Origin of the sequence: Citrobacter sp. Cm046 (assembly GCF_030333065.1) — a bacterium.
GTDB lineage: Bacteria > Pseudomonadota > Gammaproteobacteria > Enterobacterales > Enterobacteriaceae > Citrobacter > Citrobacter murliniae.
Genome location: NZ_JAOWGP010000007.1, coordinates 38,900 through 58,383 on the forward strand (window position 1 = coordinate 38,900; position 19,484 = coordinate 58,383).

The 19,484-nt window shown below is 51.9% G+C and carries 18 protein-coding genes; 13 read left to right on the forward strand and 5 right to left on the reverse strand.

Annotation, left to right across the window (positions count from 1 at the left end; genetic code table 11):
- Positions 1 to 3 precede the first annotated feature (3 nt).
- Together malF and malE are read right to left on the reverse strand one after the other, a co-directional pair.
- The gene (gene malF, locus OGX98_RS00220) at positions 4 to 1,548 is read right to left on the reverse strand and encodes a maltose ABC transporter permease MalF (protein ID WP_045438484.1); all 1,545 of its coding nucleotides are present in this window, start codon (positions 1,546 to 1,548) and stop codon (positions 4 to 6) included.
- Between the two features lie 129 nt (positions 1,549 to 1,677).
- Positions 1,678 to 2,868 carry a maltose/maltodextrin ABC transporter substrate-binding protein MalE gene (gene malE, locus OGX98_RS00225; RefSeq protein ID WP_045438487.1) on the reverse strand — a complete coding sequence of 397 codons (1,191 nt, stop codon included), beginning with the start codon at positions 2,866 to 2,868 and terminating at the stop codon, positions 1,678 to 1,680.
- Positions 2,869 to 3,228: 360 nt separating this feature from the next.
- Here malE and malK point away from each other — a divergent pair, with 360 nt between their 5' ends.
- The 5 genes from malK (at position 3,229) to ubiA (ending at position 8,500) form a co-directional block, all read left to right on the forward strand.
- Positions 3,229 to 4,338 carry a maltose/maltodextrin ABC transporter ATP-binding protein MalK gene (malK, locus tag OGX98_RS00230; RefSeq protein WP_045438493.1) on the forward strand — a complete coding sequence of 370 codons (1,110 nt, stop codon included), beginning with the start codon at positions 3,229 to 3,231 and terminating at the stop codon, positions 4,336 to 4,338.
- 176 nt (positions 4,339 to 4,514) lie between these two features.
- Entirely contained in the window at positions 4,515 to 5,873 is a 1,359-nt protein-coding gene (locus OGX98_RS00235) for a maltoporin (RefSeq protein WP_045438497.1), read from the forward strand.
- Positions 5,874 to 5,986: 113 nt separating this feature from the next.
- A complete protein-coding gene (gene malM / locus OGX98_RS00240; RefSeq protein ID WP_045438502.1) occupies positions 5,987 to 6,937 on the forward strand; it encodes a maltose operon protein MalM in 951 nt (316 codons plus the stop codon).
- Between the two features lie 180 nt (positions 6,938 to 7,117).
- A complete protein-coding gene (gene ubiC / locus OGX98_RS00245; RefSeq protein ID WP_045438508.1) occupies positions 7,118 to 7,615 on the forward strand; it encodes a chorismate lyase in 498 nt (165 codons plus the stop codon).
- Between the two features lie 12 nt (positions 7,616 to 7,627).
- Positions 7,628 to 8,500 (forward strand): 4-hydroxybenzoate octaprenyltransferase, encoded by an 873-nt coding sequence (ubiA, locus tag OGX98_RS00250; protein WP_045438512.1) that lies wholly within the window; start codon positions 7,628 to 7,630, stop codon positions 8,498 to 8,500.
- Positions 8,501 to 8,557: 57 nt separating this feature from the next.
- On the opposite strand, the gene plsB is transcribed toward ubiA, so the two are convergent.
- Entirely contained in the window at positions 8,558 to 10,978 is a 2,421-nt protein-coding gene (gene plsB, locus OGX98_RS00255) for a glycerol-3-phosphate 1-O-acyltransferase PlsB (protein WP_286594676.1), read from the reverse strand.
- 171 nt (positions 10,979 to 11,149) lie between these two features.
- On the opposite strand from plsB, the gene OGX98_RS00260 reads away from it, so the two are divergent.
- The 4 genes from OGX98_RS00260 (at position 11,150) to OGX98_RS00275 (ending at position 14,023) form a co-directional block, all read left to right on the forward strand.
- Positions 11,150 to 11,518: a diacylglycerol kinase gene (locus OGX98_RS00260; RefSeq protein WP_045438520.1), complete on the forward strand. Its 369-nt coding sequence runs from the start codon at positions 11,150 to 11,152 to the stop codon at positions 11,516 to 11,518.
- Positions 11,519 to 11,627: 109 nt separating this feature from the next.
- A complete protein-coding gene (lexA, locus tag OGX98_RS00265; RefSeq protein ID WP_045438524.1) occupies positions 11,628 to 12,236 on the forward strand; it encodes a transcriptional repressor LexA in 609 nt (202 codons plus the stop codon).
- A gap of 121 nt (positions 12,237 to 12,357) precedes the next feature.
- On the forward strand, positions 12,358 to 13,677 hold the full coding sequence (gene dinF, locus OGX98_RS00270; RefSeq protein WP_045438526.1) for an MATE family efflux transporter DinF: 1,320 nt from the start codon (positions 12,358 to 12,360) through the stop codon (positions 13,675 to 13,677).
- A gap of 136 nt (positions 13,678 to 13,813) precedes the next feature.
- On the forward strand, positions 13,814 to 14,023 hold the full coding sequence (locus OGX98_RS00275) for a CsbD family protein (RefSeq protein ID WP_045438529.1): 210 nt from the start codon (positions 13,814 to 13,816) through the stop codon (positions 14,021 to 14,023).
- Positions 14,024 to 14,063: 40 nt separating this feature from the next.
- Here the strand turns inward: OGX98_RS00275 and zur are convergent, their stop codons facing one another.
- On the reverse strand, positions 14,064 to 14,582 hold the full coding sequence (gene zur, locus OGX98_RS00280; protein ID WP_045438532.1) for a zinc uptake transcriptional repressor Zur: 519 nt from the start codon (positions 14,580 to 14,582) through the stop codon (positions 14,064 to 14,066).
- A 114-nt stretch (positions 14,583 to 14,696) separates the two neighbouring features.
- Between zur and OGX98_RS00285 the strand changes: the two genes are divergently transcribed.
- The 3 genes from OGX98_RS00285 (at position 14,697) to pspG (ending at position 16,664) form a co-directional block, all read left to right on the forward strand.
- Positions 14,697 to 15,185, forward strand: coding sequence for a cupin domain-containing protein (locus OGX98_RS00285; RefSeq protein WP_286492220.1), 489 nt, complete (start codon positions 14,697 to 14,699; stop codon positions 15,183 to 15,185).
- Between the two features lie 105 nt (positions 15,186 to 15,290).
- Positions 15,291 to 16,289 carry a tRNA dihydrouridine(20/20a) synthase DusA gene (dusA, locus tag OGX98_RS00290; RefSeq protein WP_286594677.1) on the forward strand — a complete coding sequence of 333 codons (999 nt, stop codon included), beginning with the start codon at positions 15,291 to 15,293 and terminating at the stop codon, positions 16,287 to 16,289.
- 132 nt (positions 16,290 to 16,421) lie between these two features.
- Entirely contained in the window at positions 16,422 to 16,664 is a 243-nt protein-coding gene (gene pspG / locus OGX98_RS00295; RefSeq protein ID WP_045438538.1) for an envelope stress response protein PspG, read from the forward strand.
- Between the two features lie 284 nt (positions 16,665 to 16,948).
- Here pspG and OGX98_RS00300 read toward each other — a convergent pair whose 3' ends face one another.
- Positions 16,949 to 17,932 (reverse strand): quinone oxidoreductase, encoded by a 984-nt coding sequence (locus tag OGX98_RS00300; RefSeq protein WP_045438543.1) that lies wholly within the window; start codon positions 17,930 to 17,932, stop codon positions 16,949 to 16,951.
- 81 nt (positions 17,933 to 18,013) lie between these two features.
- Here OGX98_RS00300 and dnaB point away from each other — a divergent pair, with 81 nt between their 5' ends.
- Positions 18,014 to 19,429, forward strand: coding sequence for a replicative DNA helicase (gene dnaB, locus OGX98_RS00305; protein WP_045438554.1), 1,416 nt, complete (start codon positions 18,014 to 18,016; stop codon positions 19,427 to 19,429).
- Positions 19,430 to 19,484: the final 55 nt, after the last annotated feature.

The window sequence follows — 19,484 nt, forward strand, 5'->3', positions numbered from 1 at the left end:
TCCTTAGTCAAACTTCATTCGTGTGGCTTTCAGGTTCACTATCGCCAGTACACCTACCAACAGGAAGATCAGCGTCGCAATCGCTGCTGCCAGACCGAAGTCCTGACCGCCGCCGCCTTCAAAGGCGATACGATAGGTGTAACTTACGAGCAGGTCGGTATAACCTGCTGGCGTGGTGGTACCAAGACGGTCCGGGCCACCGTTCGTCAACAGTTGGATCAGCACGAAGTTGTTAAAGTTAAAGGCAAAACTGGCGATCATCAGCGGCGTCAGCGGCTTAATCAGCAGCGGCAACGTAATCTTAAAGAAGTTCTGGAACGGGCCCGCGCCATCCATCGCAGAAGCCTCATACAGATCGTCAGGAATCGCCTTCAGCAGACCCATGCACAGGATCATCATGTACGGATAGCCCAGCCAGGTGTTGACGATAATAATCATCGAACGCGCGGTGGTTGGGTCACTGAACCAGGCCGGTTTGATGCCAAACAGTGCGCTTAGCATCATGTTGATTTCACCGAAGCTCTGGTTGAACAGCCCTTTGAAAATCAGAATCGAGATAAACGACGGTACGGCATAAGGCAGAATCAACAGTACGCGGTAAATCGCTTTACCTTTTAATGATTCCCATTGCACCAGGCAAGCCAGAACCATACCCACGGCAACGGTCAGGATCACGGTCAGGACCGAGAAAACGACTGTCCAGACAAAGATAGCGAAGAACGGTTTCTGGATCCCTTCATCGGTAAATACGCGGGTGAAGTTCTCCCAGCCGATGGTGACGGTATAGCCGGGACTGAGTTTTTCAGTGCCCCAGTTCCCGTCAGCCGTGACCGACTGGTAATAACCGATATCGTTGTTTGCACGGTATTTTACGCCGCTCTGGTTGTTGGTGAGCGTCCCGTCATCCGCCAGGGAGTAGAGTGGCTGCGTGCCAGAGAACTGACGCAGCGAGCTCATAATCACTTTGCTTTCATCAGGCAATATAGCCGTCAGTTGAGTCAGCGCCTGGCGATTTTGCGTGATGATGCGCAGCGTCGCGCGTTCACCTGTTGGCAGCGTATCGGTTTCTTTCAGTTGCAGTTTTTGCTCGCCGCCAAATTTAAAGGCATCGGAGACATAGTTCTTGCCCGTCTCTCCATCGGTGAGGGCCAGTTGCCACTCCGTACCCGCTGGATACAGACCAAAGTTGTAGGTTTTACCCGCCTGATAAGAACGGTCCATCAGGACTTGCTGGGCGCGTTCAAAGGTCAGTTGGTTGGTACTGCTGTAGTTGGTAAAGGCAATGGCAATGGTGCAAATGAGCGGAAACAGAACAAACAGCCCCATGCCAGCAACACCAGGATAAACATAGCGCCAGGCATAAGTTTTACGGTTAGCAAAAATATACAGACCAGCAGAGCTTAAAATCAGCGTCATGATGGCAAAAAGGTACTCCCCCTGGGCGTACATCAAAACAACAAGGTAACCCACCAGCAGACCAAGCAGACCTATCACTGACCATTTCAGCGTGTCGCTTTGCCACCAGTATTTCTTTTTAATGACATCCATGGGGATCTTCCTCAACAACGGTGAAACTTCCTCGCCGGAGATGTGCCGGATAGCGGCATAAATGCCTTATCAGGCCTACAATCCTCCGTAGGCCTGATAAGCGAAGCGCCATCAGGTACATCGACAGCACTACTTGGTGATACGACCTTGCGCGTCTTTCAGTGCTGCATCGACAGTCTGACGGCCACTGGCGGCGTTGATTACAGCGGTACGAACGGCATACCAGAATGCAGACATCTGCGGAATGTTCGGCATGATTTCGCCTTTCTGGGCGTTATCCATGGTGGCAGCAATACGCGGATCTTTCGCTAATTGTTCCTGGAAGGATTTCAGCGCAACGGCGCCCAGCGGTTTGTCCTTGTTCACTTCATCCAGACCCTGATCGGTCAGCAGGTAGTTTTCGAGGAACTCTTTTGCCAGTTCTTTGTTCGGACTGGCGGCGTTAATACCGGCACTGAGTACACCAACAAACGGTTTAGAGGCTTTGCCTTTGAAGGTTGGCAGCAGCGTTACGCCGTAGTTAATTTTGCTCTTGTCGATGTTCGACCATGCCCACGGACCGTTAATCGTCATTGCCGTTTCACCTTTGTTAAAGGCCGCTTCGGCGATGGAGTAGTCGGTATCCGCGTTCATGTGTTTGTTCTTGATGAGGTCAACCAGGAAGGTCAGACCCGCTTTCGCGCCAGCGCTGTCTACGCCAACGTCTTTGACGTCGTATTTGCCGTTTTCAAATTTGAATGCGTAACCGCCATCGGCAGCAATCAGCGGCCAGGTGAAGTACGGCTCTTGCAGGTTGAACATCAGGGCGGATTTACCTTTCGCCTTCAGCTCTTTATCCAGCGCAGGGATCTCTTCCCAGGTTTTCGGCGCTTGAGGAACGAGGTCTTTGTTGTAAATCAGAGACAGCGCTTCAACGGCGATTGGGTAGGCGATCAGTTTGCCGTTATAACGCACTGCATCCCAGGTGAACGGATAGAGCTTGTCCTGGAACGCTTTGTCTGGGGTGATCTCAGCCAGCAGACCAGATTGTGCGTAGCCACCAAAGCGGTCATGCGCCCAGAAGATAATGTCCGGGCCGTCGCCGGTCGCTGCAACCTGCGGGAATTTTTCTTCCAGTTTGTCCGGATGCTCAATAGTGACTTTGATGCCGGTGTCTTTCTCGAATTTTTTACCCACTTCAGCGAGGCCGTTATAGCCTTTATCGCCGTTGATCCAGATAACCAGCTTACCTTCTTCAATCTTGGCGAGAGCCGAGGCGGAAAACATCATCGTCGTCAGTGCGGACAATGCGAGGATGCGTGCGCCAGTTTTGATTTTCATAGTTCCCATCCTGTTTGGTGATTTTTCAGAGGTGGCTTAACGGTTACTAGTTTCTTTATACGACAACCTCTTTCCATCCTCCTTACCCCTACGCCCCACCCATTCTTTATGTGATCTGTGTTGCATAAATGTGAGTAATGCGTGCTGGCGCACATAAAAACCCACTGATTTTTGCAGGCACCATCACGAAATTCCTCCACGGAGTACAGCCAGGGTCTCAGACACTGCTCTCTCATCCTCCCGCCTCCTCCCCCATAAAAAAGCTGGGGGGTGGAGGATTCCCGCCATTAATGAATAACGCATAGTCAGCCCATCATGAATGTTGCTGTCGATGACAGGTTGTAACGAAGGGAGAAGGGCATGGCGAGCGTACAGTTGCGAAATGTAACGAAAGCCTGGGGTGACGTGGTGGTATCGAAAGATATCAATCTCGACATTCACGAAGGGGAGTTCGTGGTGTTTGTCGGACCGTCAGGCTGCGGTAAGTCGACTTTGCTGCGTATGATCGCCGGGCTTGAGACTATCACCAGTGGAGATCTGTATATCGGGGAAACCCGAATGAACGATATCCCGCCCGCCGAACGCGGTGTGGGAATGGTCTTCCAGTCCTATGCGCTCTATCCCCATTTATCCGTCGCAGAAAACATGTCGTTTGGTCTCAAGCTGGCGGGTGCCAAAAAAGAGGTAATGAATCAGCGCGTTAATCAGGTGGCTGAAGTTCTGCAACTGGCACACCTGCTGGAGCGTAAACCAAAAGCGCTTTCTGGTGGACAGCGTCAGCGTGTGGCGATTGGTCGTACGCTGGTGGCAGAGCCGCGCGTATTCCTGCTTGATGAACCGCTTTCCAACCTTGATGCCGCGCTGCGCGTGCAGATGCGTATAGAAATCTCCCGCCTGCATAAACGTCTTGGCCGCACGATGATTTACGTCACCCACGACCAGGTCGAAGCGATGACCCTGGCAGACAAAATTGTGGTGCTGGATGCTGGTCGCGTTGCTCAGGTGGGTAAACCACTGGAGCTGTATCACTACCCGGCTGACCGCTTTGTCGCGGGCTTTATTGGCTCGCCGAAGATGAACTTTCTGCCGGTGAAAGTCACGGGGACGGCAATCGATCAGGTCCAGGTAGAGTTGCCTAACCGCCAGCAAATCTGGCTACCGGTCGATAGCGCACACGTTCAGGTTGGCGCCAACATGTCTTTAGGTATTCGCCCGGAACATCTGCTGCCCAGCGAAATTGCTGATGTCACTCTCGAGGGTGAAGTACAGGTCGTCGAGCAGCTTGGTCACGAAACACAAATTCATATCCAGATCCCCGCCATCCGTCAAAACCTGGTTTACCGCCAGAACGACGTGGTGTTGGTAGAAGAGGGTGCCACATTCGCTATCGGTCTGCCGCCAGAGCGTTGCCATCTGTTCCGTGAGGATGGCACTGCATGTCGTCGGTTGCACCAAGAGCCGGGCGTTTAAGGTCCCCATAAAAAAAACGAAACGCAAAGCCATTCGAGGCTGCATCGAGGCTGCAAGTGAATGAATCCCGGGAGCGTACAAAAAGTACGTGACCGGGGTGAAAGAACGCAGCCAACAAAGAGGCAGCCCGAAGGGGACGCGTTTAAAGAAAAGCAATGATCTCAGGAGATAGAACGATGATTACTCTGCGCAAACTCCCTCTGGCGGTTGCTGTAGCAGCAGGCATTATGTCTGTTCAGGCAATGGCTGTAGATTTTCATGGTTATGCTCGTTCCGGTATCGGCTGGACGGGTAGTGGCGGCGAACAACAATGTTTCCAGGCTACTGGTGCTCAAAGTAAATACCGTCTCGGTAACGAATGTGAAACCTATGCGGAACTGAAACTGGGCCAGGAAGTATGGAAAGAAGGTGATAAGAGCTTCTATTTCGACACTAACGTCGCCTACTCCGTAGCACAGCAGAATGACTGGGAAGGAACAGATCCGGCATTCCGTGAAGCAAACGTGCAGGGTAAAAACCTGATTGAATGGCTGCCAGGTTCTACGATCTGGGCCGGTAAGCGCTTCTATCAGCGTCATGATGTTCACATGATCGACTTCTACTACTGGGATATCTCGGGTCCTGGTGCCGGTATTGAAAACATCGATCTGGGCTTCGGTAAACTGGCTCTGGCAGCAACCCGTTCTCAGGAAGCGGGCGGCTCTTACGCGTTCAGCAGCCAGAATATTTATGATCGTACCAAAGATACCGCCAACGACGTGTTCGACGTGCGTTTAGCGCAGATGGCCATTAACCCGGACGGTATGCTGGAACTGGGCGTTGACTATGGTCGCGCAAATACAACAGATGACTACAGCCTGGCAGACGGTGCATCAAAAGATGGCTGGATGTTCACCGCTGAACATACCCAGAGCATGTTGAAAGGCTATAACAAGTTTGTCGTTCAGTATGCGACAGACTCCATGACCACTCAGGGTAAAGGCCTGAACCAGGGCTCTTACGGTTCTTCTACCACTACTATTGAAGACCCTGTTACTGGCGTTAAGACAAACTTCGCTAACAACGTCGTCAATAACAACGGTAGCCTGGTGCGTGTCCTGGATCACGGTGCGATTTCCCTGGGCGACAAGTGGGACCTGATGTACGTCGGTATGTACCAGAATCTCGATATGGATAACGACCTGGGTACCGAATGGTACACCGTCGGTATTCGTCCGATGTACAAATGGACGCCAATCATGAGCACCCTGATGGAAGTCGGTTACGACAACGTCAAATCCCAACAGACCGGCGATCGTAACAGCCAGTACAAAATCACCCTGGCGCAACAGTGGCAGGCAGGCGACAGCATCTGGTCTCGTCCGGCAATCCGCGTCTTCGCAACCTACGCAAAATGGGATGAAGAGTGGGGCTACGTCAAAAATGGTAACGACGTAACCAAATTCGCTGCGGCGACTAATTCCGGTATCAGCACCACCAGCCGTGGCGACAGTGACGAGTGGTCCTTCGGTGCCCAGATGGAAATCTGGTGGTAATCCAGCATTAATCTGACGTCATGACCGAAAGAGGGGCGTAAGCCCCTCTTGATTACGGTTTAGCGCGCTATTGCCTGGCCACCGCTGAACCCATGCTATCTGAGGTGATAACAATGAAAATGAAGAAAAGTCTCGTTGCCCTTTGTTTATCTGCAGGTTTATTTGCAAGTGCTCCTGGCATCAGCCTGGCCGATGTGAATTTTGTGCCGCAAAATACCACCGCTGCGCCTGCTATCCCCACTGCTGCACTGCAACAGTTAACCTGGACACCTGTTGATCAATCGAATACGCAGTCTACTCAGCTCTCTACTGGCGGTCAGCGTCTGGACGTTGCCGGGATTACCGGCCCGGTCGCCGCCTATAGCGTCCCGGCAAATATTGGTGAATTGACCCTGACGCTGTCCAGTGAAGTGAACAAACAAACCAGTGTATTTGCACCAAACGTATTGATTCTTGATCAGAACATGACGCCATCTGCGTTCTTCCCCAGCAGCTATTTCACCTATCAGGAGCCCGGCGTGATGAGTGCCGATCGTCTGGAAGGAGTCATGCGTCTGACGCCTGCGCTGGGCCAGCAGAAGCTCTATGTGCTGGTATTTACAACAGAAAAAGATCTTCAGCAGACCACAACTCTGCTTGACCCGGCGAAAGCGTATGCCAAGGGTGTGGGTAACTCCATTCCGGATATTCCAGACCCGATCGCCCGTCATACCACCGATGGCCTGTTGAAACTGAAAGTCAAAACCAGCTCTTCTTCCAGCGTATTGGTCGGGCCGCTGTTTGGCTCCTCCGGTCCGGGGCCGGTGACGGTTGGGAATACTGCCGCGCCAGCAGCCGCTTATGCAGCTCCAGCTCCGGCTGCTGTAGCGACCGCCGCTCCAGCGCCTGCGAAGAAAAGTGAACCGATGTTGAATGACACGGAAAGCTACTTTAATAAAGCGATTAAAGATGCGGTAGCGAAAGGTGATGTTGATAAAGCGCTGAAGCTGCTTGATGAAGCTGAACGTTTGGGGTCCACATCTGCCCGTTCCACCTTTATCAGTAGTGTAAAAGGCAAGGGGTAACCATCTCCCCACATTGCTGATTTTGCAACAACTGGTGCGTCTCCTGGCGCACCTTTTTTTATCGTGCAATGCGATTTGTTACACTAATGTTGATTAGCCGATCACTTAATCACGTTTGCTCACCCTGTAATGCCTTTTCTGCGATACAATGCCATCACGTTATAAATCGGAGAGTAAGGCATGCCACACCCTGCGTTAACGCAACTGCGTGCGCTGCGTTATTTTGATGCGATCCCCGCGCTTGACCCTCAACTGCTTGACTGGTTGTTACTGGAAGACTCCATGACCAAACGCTTTGAGCAGGAGGGAAAACAGGTCACCGTAACGTTGATACGAGAAGGATTTGTTGGGCAAAATGAGGTGGCTGAAGAACTGACGCTGCTGCCGAGCGAATCCCGTTATTGGTTGCGTGAAATTCTGTTATGTGCGGATGGTGAACCCTGGCTTGCCGGGCGCACCGTGGTGCCTGAATCAACTCTGTGTGGTCCTGAGCTGGCCTTACAAAATCTGGGGAAAACCCCGCTCGGGCGCTACCTGTTTACATCATCGACATTGACCCGAGATTTTATTGAGATAGGTCGCGATGCAGCGCTGTGGGGGCGTCGTTCCCGCCTGCGGCTGAGCGGTAAGCCGCTGATGCTTACCGAGCTTTTTTTACCTGCATCGCCGTTGTACTGAGAGGAAGAAAAAATGGAGTGGAGTCTGACGCAGAATAAGCTACTGGCGTTTCACCGCTTGATGCGTACGGATAAGCCAATCGGCGCCTTACTGCTGCTCTGGCCGACCCTGTGGGCGCTGTGGGTGGCGACCCCTGGGGTACCGCAATTATGGATCCTGGCGGTTTTTGTCGCTGGCGTTTGGTTAATGCGCGCCGCCGGATGCGTGGTGAATGATTATGCTGACCGCAAATTTGACGGGCATGTCAAACGCACCGCGAACCGGCCGCTGCCAAGTGGTGCGGTGACAGAGAAAGAAGCCCGAACGTTGTTTGTGGTACTGGTGTTGCTTGCGTTCCTGCTGGTACTGACGCTAAACACGATGACAATTTTGTTGTCTGTCGCTGCGTTAGCACTGGCGTGGGTATATCCCTTCATGAAGCGCTATACGCATTTGCCACAGGTGGTTCTGGGCGCTGCATTTGGCTGGTCTATCCCAATGGCGTTCGCTGCCGTGAGCGAATCTGTTCCGCTGAGTTGCTGGCTGATGTTCCTTGCCAATATTCTCTGGGCGGTAGCGTATGATACACAGTATGCGATGGTTGACCGGGATGATGACCTGAAGATTGGTATCAAATCGACCGCGATCCTGTTCGGCCAAAACGATAAGCTGATTATTGGTATTCTGCAGGTTGGCGTACTGGTATTGATGGCGTTGATTGGCTGGCTGAACGGGCTGGGTCTGGGCTATTACTGGTCTCTGCTGGTGGCGGGCGCGCTGTTTGTGTATCAGCAGAAATTGATCGTCAATCGCGAACGGGATGCCTGTTTTAAAGCGTTTATGAATAACAACTATGTCGGTCTGGTGCTGTTTTTGGGGCTGGCAATGAGTTACTGGCACCTTTGATTTTAGGTGAGGCGACAAAAGAAAAACCGGTCATTTTTTCGACCGGTTTTTTTATGCTTACTCGCCCTGCGTTGCGCTCTCGATGGTCAGACGTACATCGGACGTGACCAGTTCGGCCAGCATCTGATAGATCTTCATCGTTTCTTCCGGCTCGGCATCACCGGTATCGCTGATGTATCCCTCGTCACGCAGAGTCAGCACCAGAGAGCTGAACACCGCCTTATCGAAGAATTCAGGGGCGTTAATACCGTGCAGTACGGAAAGACGCTGAGCCACGGTACGGCTCTCTTTCTCCAGTGTGCTGCGGTTGATGGATGGGTTTGCACTCAGCAGCCAGAAGGTAATGGCATAGCGTTGCAGGGTTTCACGAGCACCTGCCGCCAGCAACTGTAGCGTGCGGGAGTGTGCCGGATTGATATGCAGCTCATCGTTCTGCATGGTGATTAAACCCTGACGCTGCATTTCGCTGGCCAGTGCGTCGATCACTCCTGCAAGCTCGTCACGTTCCCAGCGCAGGAACAGCTCAGCTTTCAGCATCGGGTACAGTGCTTCAATATGCTGCTGTAGTGCCTCACGTGAAATACGACGATGCTGAGTCACAATCGCCGCCATCAATGAAGGCAGAACCAGCATGTGCGCAATGTTGTTGCGGTAGTAAGTCATCAGTACAGCCTGCTCGCGCGGCAGAATGATGATGTCGCCGATGGTATCTTTCTCGACCTCAAACTTGTTCATCTGCAAAGCGTGGTCGATCAGTTCACTGGCGCTTTGCGCGGGAACCGTCGAATCCGCAGCATACGGCACGTTGCGCAGCAAGCTCAGGTAGCAATCAAGTTGTTCGGTTAACTGCTCACGGGTCAGAGATCGCTGGCGGGATGCCAGTAGCGCGGTACAACACAGGTTCATGGCGTTGGCCGCGCCTGCGTTGTTAATACGAACCATCAGGTCAGCGGCGATGTTATTCACTGTCGGCGTCAGCCAGGCCGGGCGAATAGACTCGATAGGATCGATAGATTCGCGCCATTCCGGAACATGTTGGTTCAGGTAAGTCATCAATGGCATCGGTTCGCCAAAGTTAACGTAGCCCTGGCCCAGGTTACGCAGCTTGCTTAAGCCGCGCAGCATTTGTGGCAGGCTCTCTTTCTCTTTCGTCGCACCACGCAGCTCTTTTGCGTATGTTCCCACTTCCATCACATGCTCGTAGCCAATGTAGATAGGCACCAGCGTGATCGGACGCGTACCGCCGCGCAGCATCGCCTGAATGGTCATGGACAGCGTGCCGGTTTTCGGGTCGAGCAGACGGCCTGTACGTGAGCGCCCACCTTCGACAAAGTACTCAACCGAGTAGCCACGGCTGAACAGTTCGCCCAGGTATTCGCGGAATACGGTGGAGTAAAGTTTATTGCCCTTAAAGGTGCGGCGAATAAAGAATGCACCCAGACGGCGGAAGATCGGGCCTGCCGGCCAGAAGTTCAGGTTGATTCCAGCTGCAATGTGCGGAGGAACCAAGCCCTGGTGATACAGAACGTACGACAGCAGCATGTAGTCCATATGGCTGCGATGGCATGGCACATAGACGATTTCATGTCCGTCGTGCGCCAACTGGCGCACACGTTCTGCATTATGAACGTTAATCCCCTGGTACAGCCGGTTCCATGTGAACCCCAGAATACGGTCCGTCAGGCGGATCATCTCATAGGAGAAGTTTGCGGCAATTTCTTCCATCAGCGCTATGGCATTTTGCTGCGCTTTTTCGTGGGAGATTTTTTTACTGCGTGCTTCATCTTCTACCGCGCGGGCGATAGCTTTTGAGGCCAACAGCTTATTAAACAGATCCTGGCGGGCAGGAAGACGCGGACCAACTGCAGCTAAACGTTGGCGGGCAAAGTGCATACGCGCCACGCGCGCCAGTTTCTGTGCAATGGTTTTATCTGTGCCGTGTTCGTCAGCCATGCGACGCAGGGACACCGACGGAGAGAAGCGAACAAAACTGTCGCGACCCAGCCACGAAACGGCAAAGAATTTCTGTACGCCATTCAGCATGCGCAGAGGCGGATTCACTTCGCCTTTTTCGCGTCCGGGAGCGCGGCCAAACATCACCGATACCGGCACCATCTGCACATCCAGGTCAGGATTGCTGCGATGAAGGTCGAGATAGTTATGGAACAGCTTGATAGACTCTTCTTTAGGCGTGTAATAAGTGAAGACACGCGGGCCGCCGTGAATAAACACGTAGCGCGGCAGGAGAGTCCCGTCGATTTCCAACGGCTCCAGGGGGTCGGGGAGATCGTGAATCAGGCATTGAGCGCGCAGCGTTAGCAAGTCCGCTTTTGAGTTGTACGGCAAGACGTACATAATGGGACGCGAAGTGTCGAGCCCCAATTCCGGAGCAGGATCCGCCGGAATAGACTTGCTTTTTACCAGCACACTTAATGGTAAATTCAGTAATTTGTAGTAAATTCTTGGCCAGCCGGACATAAACGATGTAAAGCCTCTGGTTAATAATGCAAATGCGCTGCAAGGATATCAGAAAGTTTAGTGAATTTCTGGTGTATCCCGTCATACTTCGCGCTGCTTTGCATCAGCCCTGAAGTAAATAGGGTAACGGTACAATGACATTGACGCTAATAATGTAAAAAGGTTCTTTTGATGGCTAATAATACCACTGGGTTCACTCGAATTATCAAGGCAGCAGGCTATTCGTGGAAAGGTTTTCGTGCCGCATGGATTAATGAAGCGGCGTTTCGCCAGGAAAGTGTTGCCGTACTGCTGGGCGTCGCGATTGCTTGCTGGCTGGATGTTGATGCGATTACCCGTGTGCTGCTGATTGGCTCAGTGATGCTGGTGATGATTGTTGAAATTCTTAATAGCGCTATTGAGGCGGTGGTCGACCGTATCGGCTCTGAGTATCACGAACTCTCTGGCCGGGCGAAAGATATGGGATCGGCGGCGGTACTACTTTCTATTTTTGTTGCCTTGATCACCTGGGGCATCTTGTTGTGGTCGCATTTTCGATAAGCATTCCACAACTTCATAAATCTCCTGTTTTTTGTGCAGTTTGCGGTTCCAAAATCGCCTTTAGCTGTATATACTCACAGCATAACTGTATATACACCCAGGGGGCGGAATGAAAGCGTTAACGGCCAGGCAGCAAGAGGTGTTTGATCTCATTCGGGATCACATCAGCCAGACAGGTATGCCACCGACGCGTGCGGAGATCGCGCAGCGTTTGGGGTTCCGTTCCCCAAACGCAGCTGAAGAACACCTTAAAGCGCTGGCACGTAAAGGTGTGCTGGAAATTGTTTCTGGCGCATCGCGTGGAATTCGTCTGTTGCAGGAAGAAGAAGAGGGATTACCACTTGTCGGCCGTGTTGCGGCGGGTGAGCCTCTTCTGGCACAGCAGCATATTGAAGGCCATTATCAGGTTGATCCTTCACTGTTTAAACCCAGTGCCGATTTTTTACTGCGCGTCAGCGGAATGTCGATGAAAGATATCGGGATTATGGACGGTGATTTACTGGCCGTACATAAAACTCAGGATGTGCGTAATGGCCAGGTGGTTGTTGCACGCATTGACGATGAAGTTACGGTTAAGCGCCTGAAAAAACAGGGCAACAAGGTCGAACTTCTGCCAGAAAACAGCGAATTCAAGCCTATCGTAGTTGACCTGCGCGAGCAAAACTTCACTATTGAAGGGCTGGCGGTCGGCGTCATTCGTAACGGTGAGTGGTTGTAATTAAGTAGGCCGGATAAGGCGTTTACGCCGTCATCCGGCATCACTCTGGTCCGGTAGCGCCACGCTTACCGGGTCTACGAAAAACAATATTATCCATTTAACTCCTTCTCAGGCTTTCTGCATGCCTTTCTTTACCTCTTCCGACAAAGCACTTTGGCTCCTTGCCCTACCGATGATCTTCTCCAATATCACTGTCCCCCTGCTGGGGCTGGTGGACACCGCAGTGATTGGTCATCTGGAGAGTCCGGTCTATCTTGGCGGCGTAGCCGTTGGCGCAACGGCGACCAGTTTTCTCTTTATGCTGTTGCTCTTTTTACGCATGAGCACCACTGGGCTGACGGCCCAGGCATTTGGCGCGAAAGATCCGCAGGCACTGGCTCGCGCGCTGGTGCAACCGTTGCTCCTGGCGCTGGGAGCAGGGGCTGCGATTGCCCTGTTCAGGACGCCAATTATCGATCTGGCGCTGCATATAGTTGGTGGCAGTGAGGCGGTACTGGAGCAAGCCCGGCGCTTCCTTGAAATTCGTTGGCTCAGCGCGCCAGCCTCTCTGGCAAACCTGGTGCTGCTGGGCTGGTTGCTGGGCGTCCAGTATGCCCGTGCGCCGGTTATCCTGCTCATTGTTGGTAATATTCTCAACATTGTGCTCGATTTATGGCTGGTGATGGGCTTGCATATGAACGTGCAAGGCGCTGCACTGGCAACTGTGATTGCCGAATATGCCACATTGCTGATTGGTCTTCTGATGGTGCGCAAGGTTCTCCATTTGCGTGGTGTCTCGCTTGCGATGCTGAAGCTTGCATGGCGCGGCAATTTTCGCCGTCTGCTGGCGCTTAACCGCGACATTATGCTGCGTTCGCTGTTGCTACAACTCTGTTTTGGCGCCATTACGGTACTGGGCGCGCGCCTTGGTGGTGACATCATTGCGGTAAATGCCGTCCTGATGACTCTGCTGACGTTTACAGCTTATGCGCTGGACGGGTTTGCCTACGCCGTCGAAGCTCATTCTGGTCAGGCTTATGGCGCGCGCGATGGCGGTCAGTTACTGGATGTCTGGAGGGCGGCATGTAGGCAGTCGGGTATTGTGGCAATTCTGTTTTCCCTGATATACGCCCTGTTCGGTGAACAGATTATTGCGCTGCTAACCTCTCTGCCCCAGATTCAACTACTGGCCGATCGTTATCTTATCTGGCAGGTGATTTTGCCGCTGGTGGGCGTCTGGTGTTACCTGCTGGACGGCATGTTTATTGGTGCGACGCGAGCGGCAGAAATGCGTAACAGTATGGCCGTCGCTGCCGCGGGATTTGCATTAACGTTATTTGCTTTACCACTGTTGGGAAACCACGGTTTATGGCTGGCGTTAACCGTTTTCCTCGCGCTGCGCGGGCTCTCACTGGCCTTCATCTGGCGGCGTCACTGGCGTAATGGTACCTGGTTCGCCTGACCCAGATGGTTAAAAATTCTGAATAGTTAATAATTCCTGGAATCACTGACTACACTTAATCTCACGTCCAGCGAAAACATAACATGTCTGGATATAGCACTCTCGCTATTCACAACCTAACGATGAGGACTTGATGATGAATAAAGACGAAGTCGGCGGTAACTGGAAGCAGTTCAAAGGTAAAGTGAAAGAGCAATGGGGCAAACTGACCGATGATGATATGACGGTCATTGAAGGTAAACGCGACCAACTGGTGGGTAAAGTCCAGGAACGTTACGGTTACGCGAAAGATCAGGCGGAGAAAGAAGTTAAAGATTGGGAAAAACGCAACGATTACCGCTGGTAATTAATCCCTCCCTCCTGAGAGTACAAGGATGTACGCTCTTTTATCGCCCAACTTTCTTCTTCACCTGAATCGTATGATCATGCTGACAGTCGCCTGGATGGCGGCACGATTCAACTTCCACACATGCCGGACAGAGGCCGTGGGCTTCAATCACGTTATGACGTAGTGCAAAGCCCATCCTGGCGGCCAATGTATGCATGATGTCTTCCACGCCTTCAGCACACTCTTCTTTAACCACACCACAGCGGTCACAAATGAACATTGCTGAGCTGTGGGTCGGCTGATCGAACAGATGACAAAGCACGTAGCTGTTGGTGGATTCCACCTTGTGCACGAAACCTTGTTCAAGCAGAAAATCGAGAGCGCGATAAACGGTAGGCGGTTTGGCCTGTGGTTCGGTTTCCCGTAACAGATCAAGCAGATCATAAGCGCTAATCGCGCCTTGTTGCAGGCTCATCAGGCGCAGCACTTCGAGGCGTTGTGGTGTCAGCCGCACGTTACGTTGCGCACAGAGTTTTTCAGCCTGGGCCAATAACTCCTGCGTGGTGGTTTTTTCCATTTGACGCCTCGATTTGCATGGAAGGTTAATCCCTTACTTTATCATATTCTGCTCAAAACACCGAGATCCCCACCGTGTGCTATACCTGACGCATCGCAATACTGGAAAATAAAAATGAAAAGACCTGATTGTATTCGCCACTGGCGTGAAGTAGAGGGAGCTGATGACTCCACTTATCCTGGCAGCAATGAACTTTTTTCTATTGGCGCACCGCTTGCCCGCAAGCTGGGATTAGGGCGGCTCGGTATTCATCATGAACGACTGCCACCAGGACGTCGTACTTCATATCCTCATGCAGAAAGTGATGAAGAAGAATTTATCTATGTGCTGGAAGGTTACCCTGAGGCCTGGATTAATGGCTATTTATGGAAACTGGAGCCCGGCGACAGCGTGGGCTTTCCAGCAGGAACCGGCGTGTGTCACACCTTTATCAATAACACCAGTGAAGAGGTGCGTCTGTTAGTGGTGGGTGAAGCAAACAAAAAGTTTAATCGTATCTATTACCCCCTCAATCCGGTCTATGCTGCAACGCGCGAGGATCGCTGGGTTGATCATCCCCCGCAATTTTTTGGCCCGCATGACGGGAAACCGGGACGGAAATAGCCTTGTCTCGGCAGGGGCGTGAGTTCCCGCGACGATGTGGCTCACTATCGTAACGGTCTATGCTATAGTAGCGCCCCTTTTTAACCGGATGCTTAATTATTCGCCATGCTGCCTGAATCTCAGCCTACTGCTTTTCCTGCTCATCGTTTTTCTATCGCGCCGATGCTCGACTGGACGGACAGACACTGCCGCTACTTTTTGCGCTTACTGTCCAGCCAAACGTTGCTCTATACGGAGATGGTGACCACCGGGGCAATTATTCATGGGAAAGGCGACTATCTGGCGTATAGCGAAGAGGAGCATCCGGTCGCGCTCCAGTTAGGGGGGAGCGACCCGGCAGCGCTGGCGCAATGCGCGAAGCTGGCTGAAGAACGTGGCTACAACGAAATTAACCTCAATGTGGGCTGCCCTTCCGATCGTGTCCAGAATGGCATGTTCGGTGCCTGTTTGATGGGGAACGCACAGCTGGTTGCCGATTGCGTCAAAGCGATGCGTGATGTGGTGTCAATTCCGGTAACGATCAAAACTCGTATCGGCATTGATGACCAGGACAGCTACGAATTCCTGTGTGATTTCATCAATACGGTCTCCGGTAAAGGCGAGTGTGAGATGTTTATCATCCACGCGCGTAAGGCCTGGCTTTCCGGGCTAAGCCCGAAAGAAAACCGTGAGATCCCACCGTTGGATTATGAACGTGTCTATCAGTTGAAGCGTGACTTTCCACACCTGACCATGTCGATCAACGGTGGTATTAAATCGCTGCTCGATGCAAAAACGCATCTTCAACATATGGATGGTGTGATGGTAGGGCGTGAAGCCTATCAAAATCCTGGTATGCTGGCCTCTGTGGACCGCGAAATTTTTGCTGCAACTACCACCGATGCCGATCCTGTTGCCGTAGTGCGCGCAATGTATCCGTATATTGAGCGTGAACTGAGCAAGGGAACCTATCTTGGTCATGTTACCCGCCATATGCTCGGCTTGTTTCAGGGGATCCCTGGGGCACGTCAGTGGCGCCGTTACCTGAGCGAAAATGCGCATAAAGCAGGTGCTGATATTAACGTCCTGGAACATGCGTTAAAGCTGGTGGCCGACAAGCGTTAATTTCTCGCCAAAAGTTAGTCAATTTCACCATGCCCTGCGCTATGTCGCGGGGCGTTTTCTTTATAAATCAATAAAATAATTTTGGCATGCTTTTTGTAAGACTCTGGAGAGTTTTCATTTCGGGAGAGCACCATGCTGGAACTACTTTTTGTCGTTGGCTTTTTTATCATGCTGATGGTCACCGGTGTATCACTGCTGGGTGTGCTGGCTGCATTGATGGTGGCTACCGCAGTGATGTTTTTGGGTGGCTTGTTTGCGTTAATGATTAAATTGTTGCCCTGGTTGTTACTGGCCATTGCTGTGGTATGGGTTATCAAGGCGATAAAAGCGCCAAAAGTCCCACAGTATCAGCGCAATAACCGTCGGTTTTACTAAGGTATTGAGTGGTTCGTCACAACATGCAACTTTGCCTTTAGAACCAAATAGGAATTGATAATCAAATCTGTCACTATTACGCCGTTAACGAATTCATCGAGCTGTACCCTACATACAGCCGAACTAAAAAAAGAAAGGGCTTCCTGCGGGAAGCCCAATTTCTTTGTATTCCCGCCATCATTCAAACCGCTGGTGTGCTGGCTGTTTTCACTGACCCCGGACACAAGCTTCAGTAACGTATCGTTTTTTTTCCTGCTACTGAAATGAATTAGGAACGGTAGAAATTAAGGGATCAGAAGACTTGAACCCTGCGTCGCCCGGCTTTCCAGGACTTCATGCGCGCGTTGCGCATCTTTCAGGGCATACTTCTGACTCTCTGCCACATCAACCTTGATAACCCCGCTGGCAATCAGCGAAAAAAGCTCATTGCTGGCTTCGGCTAACTCATTGTGGTTGGTGATGTAACCCTGAAGAGAAGGGCGCGTCACATATAACGAGCCTTTCTGATTCAGAATACCTAAGTTTACGCCAGTCACTGGTCCGGAAGCGTTACCGAAACTTACCATCAGTCCCCGGCGCTGCAGACAATCCAGCGAAGCTTCCCAGGTATCTTTCCCTACCGAATCGTAAACCACCCGAACTTTTTTACCGCCAGTTATCTCTTTAACGCGCTCGACAATGCTTTCTTCACGGTAGTTAATCACCTGCCATGCACCGGCCTGCAAGGCAATTTGCGCTTTTTGCGCGTTGCCGACGGTACCAATCAGTTTTGCACCCAATGCTTTTGCCCACTGACAGGCAATCAGACCGACACCCCCTGCCGCAGCATGGAACAAAAACGGTTCGCCAGGCTGGATTTCATAGGTTTTGCGTAACAGATAAAAAACGGTAAGCCCTTTCAGGAAGGAGGCGGCAGCCTGCTCAAACGAAATGGCATTGGGCAGAATGGCGACTTTATCAGCTGGAACGTTATGCACTGAACTGTAAGCGCCGAGTACGGACTGAGCATAGACGACCCGATCGCCGGTTTTAATGTGCTTCACACCGCTGCCGACTTTGCTGACTACGCCAGCAGCCTCGGTGCCCAGACCACTGGGTAATGATGGCGGCGGATAAAGCCCGCTACGGATGTAAGTATCAATATAATTGATGCCAATCGCTTTGTTTTCGACCTGGATTTCATGTTCCGCCGGGTCAACGGGCGCAAACTCCACAGCCTTCAGAACATCAGGCCCGCCGTGCTTATGAAATTCAATACGTGTTGCCATGTATCCTCCAGAACGTATCGTAAGGGTCTACTTATATGGTAATCTTTCGACCCATTCTTTATCTCGGTAACTCCATTCACTATGGCAGGAAATAAACCCTTCAACAAACAACAGACTGATGCTCGTGACCGCGATCCGCAGGTTGCGGGACTGAAAGTGCCGCCGCACTCGATTGAAGCGGAACAGTCGGTGTTGGGCGGTTTAATGCTGGATAACGAACGCTGGGACGATGTGGCCGAGCGCGTGGTTGCGGAGGATTTTTACACCCGACCACATCGGCATATCTTCACAGAAATGCACCGCCTGCAGGAGATGGGAAAACCCATCGATCTGATTACACTGGCAGAGTCGCTGGAAGTTCAGGGACAACTGGACAGCGTCGGCGGTTTTGCTTACCTGGCTGAGTTATCTAAAAATACGCCAAGTGCGGCGAACATTAGCGCGTATGCCGATATTGTCCGCGAACGTGCCGTAGTTCGCGATATGATTTCTGTCGCCCATGAAATAGCCGACGCGGGTTTCGATCCGCAGGGGCGCTCCAGTGAAGACCTGCTCGATCTGGCGGAATCTCGCGTCTTTAAAATCGCTGAAAGCCGCGCCAATAAAGACGAAGGTCCGAAAAACATCGCCGATGTGTTGGATGCGACCGTCGCGCGTATAGAACAGTTGTTCCAGCAACCGCATGATGGCGTCACCGGAGTGAATACCGGTTATGACGATCTCAATAAAAAGACTGCAGGTTTGCAGCCGTCAGATCTGATCATCGTCGCGGCGCGTCCATCGATGGGTAAAACGACATTTGCGATGAACCTCGTCGAAAACGCAGCGATGTTACAGGATAAGCCCGTACTCATCTTTTCTCTTGAGATGCCCTCTGAGCAGATTATGATGCGTTCCCTGGCCTCGCTTTCGCGCGTGGATCAGACCAAAATTCGTACTGGTCAACTGGATGATGAAGACTGGGCGCGAATTTCCGGAACAATGGGTATTTTGCTGGAGAAACGAAACATCTATATTGATGATTCCTCCGGTCTGACGCCGACGGAAGTGCGTTCGCGCGCGCGCCGTATCGCTCGTGAGCACGGCGGTATCGGGCTTATCATGATCGACTACCTTCAGCTTATGCGCGTGCCGTCGCTTTCCGACAACCGTACGCTGGAAATTGCTGAAATTTCTCGCTCACTGAAAGCGTTAGCAAAAGAACTGCATGTGCCGGTGGTGGCATTGTCGCAGCTTAACCGTTCTCTGGAACAACGCGCCGACAAACGCCCGGTCAACTCGGATTTGCGTGAATCAGGCTCCATCGAGCAGGACGCCGACTTAATCATGTTTATCTATCGTGATGAGGTTTATCACGAGAACAGCGATCTGAAAGGGATCGCAGAAATTATTATTGGTAAGCAGCGTAACGGTCCTATCGGCACGGTACGTCTGACGTTTAACGGCCAGTGGTCACGCTTTGATAACTATGCCGGACCACAATACGATGATGAGTAAATAATTTGGCCATTTTGTTTGCGATTTAAGGATTGGGGAGTGCTCGTCATCCCCA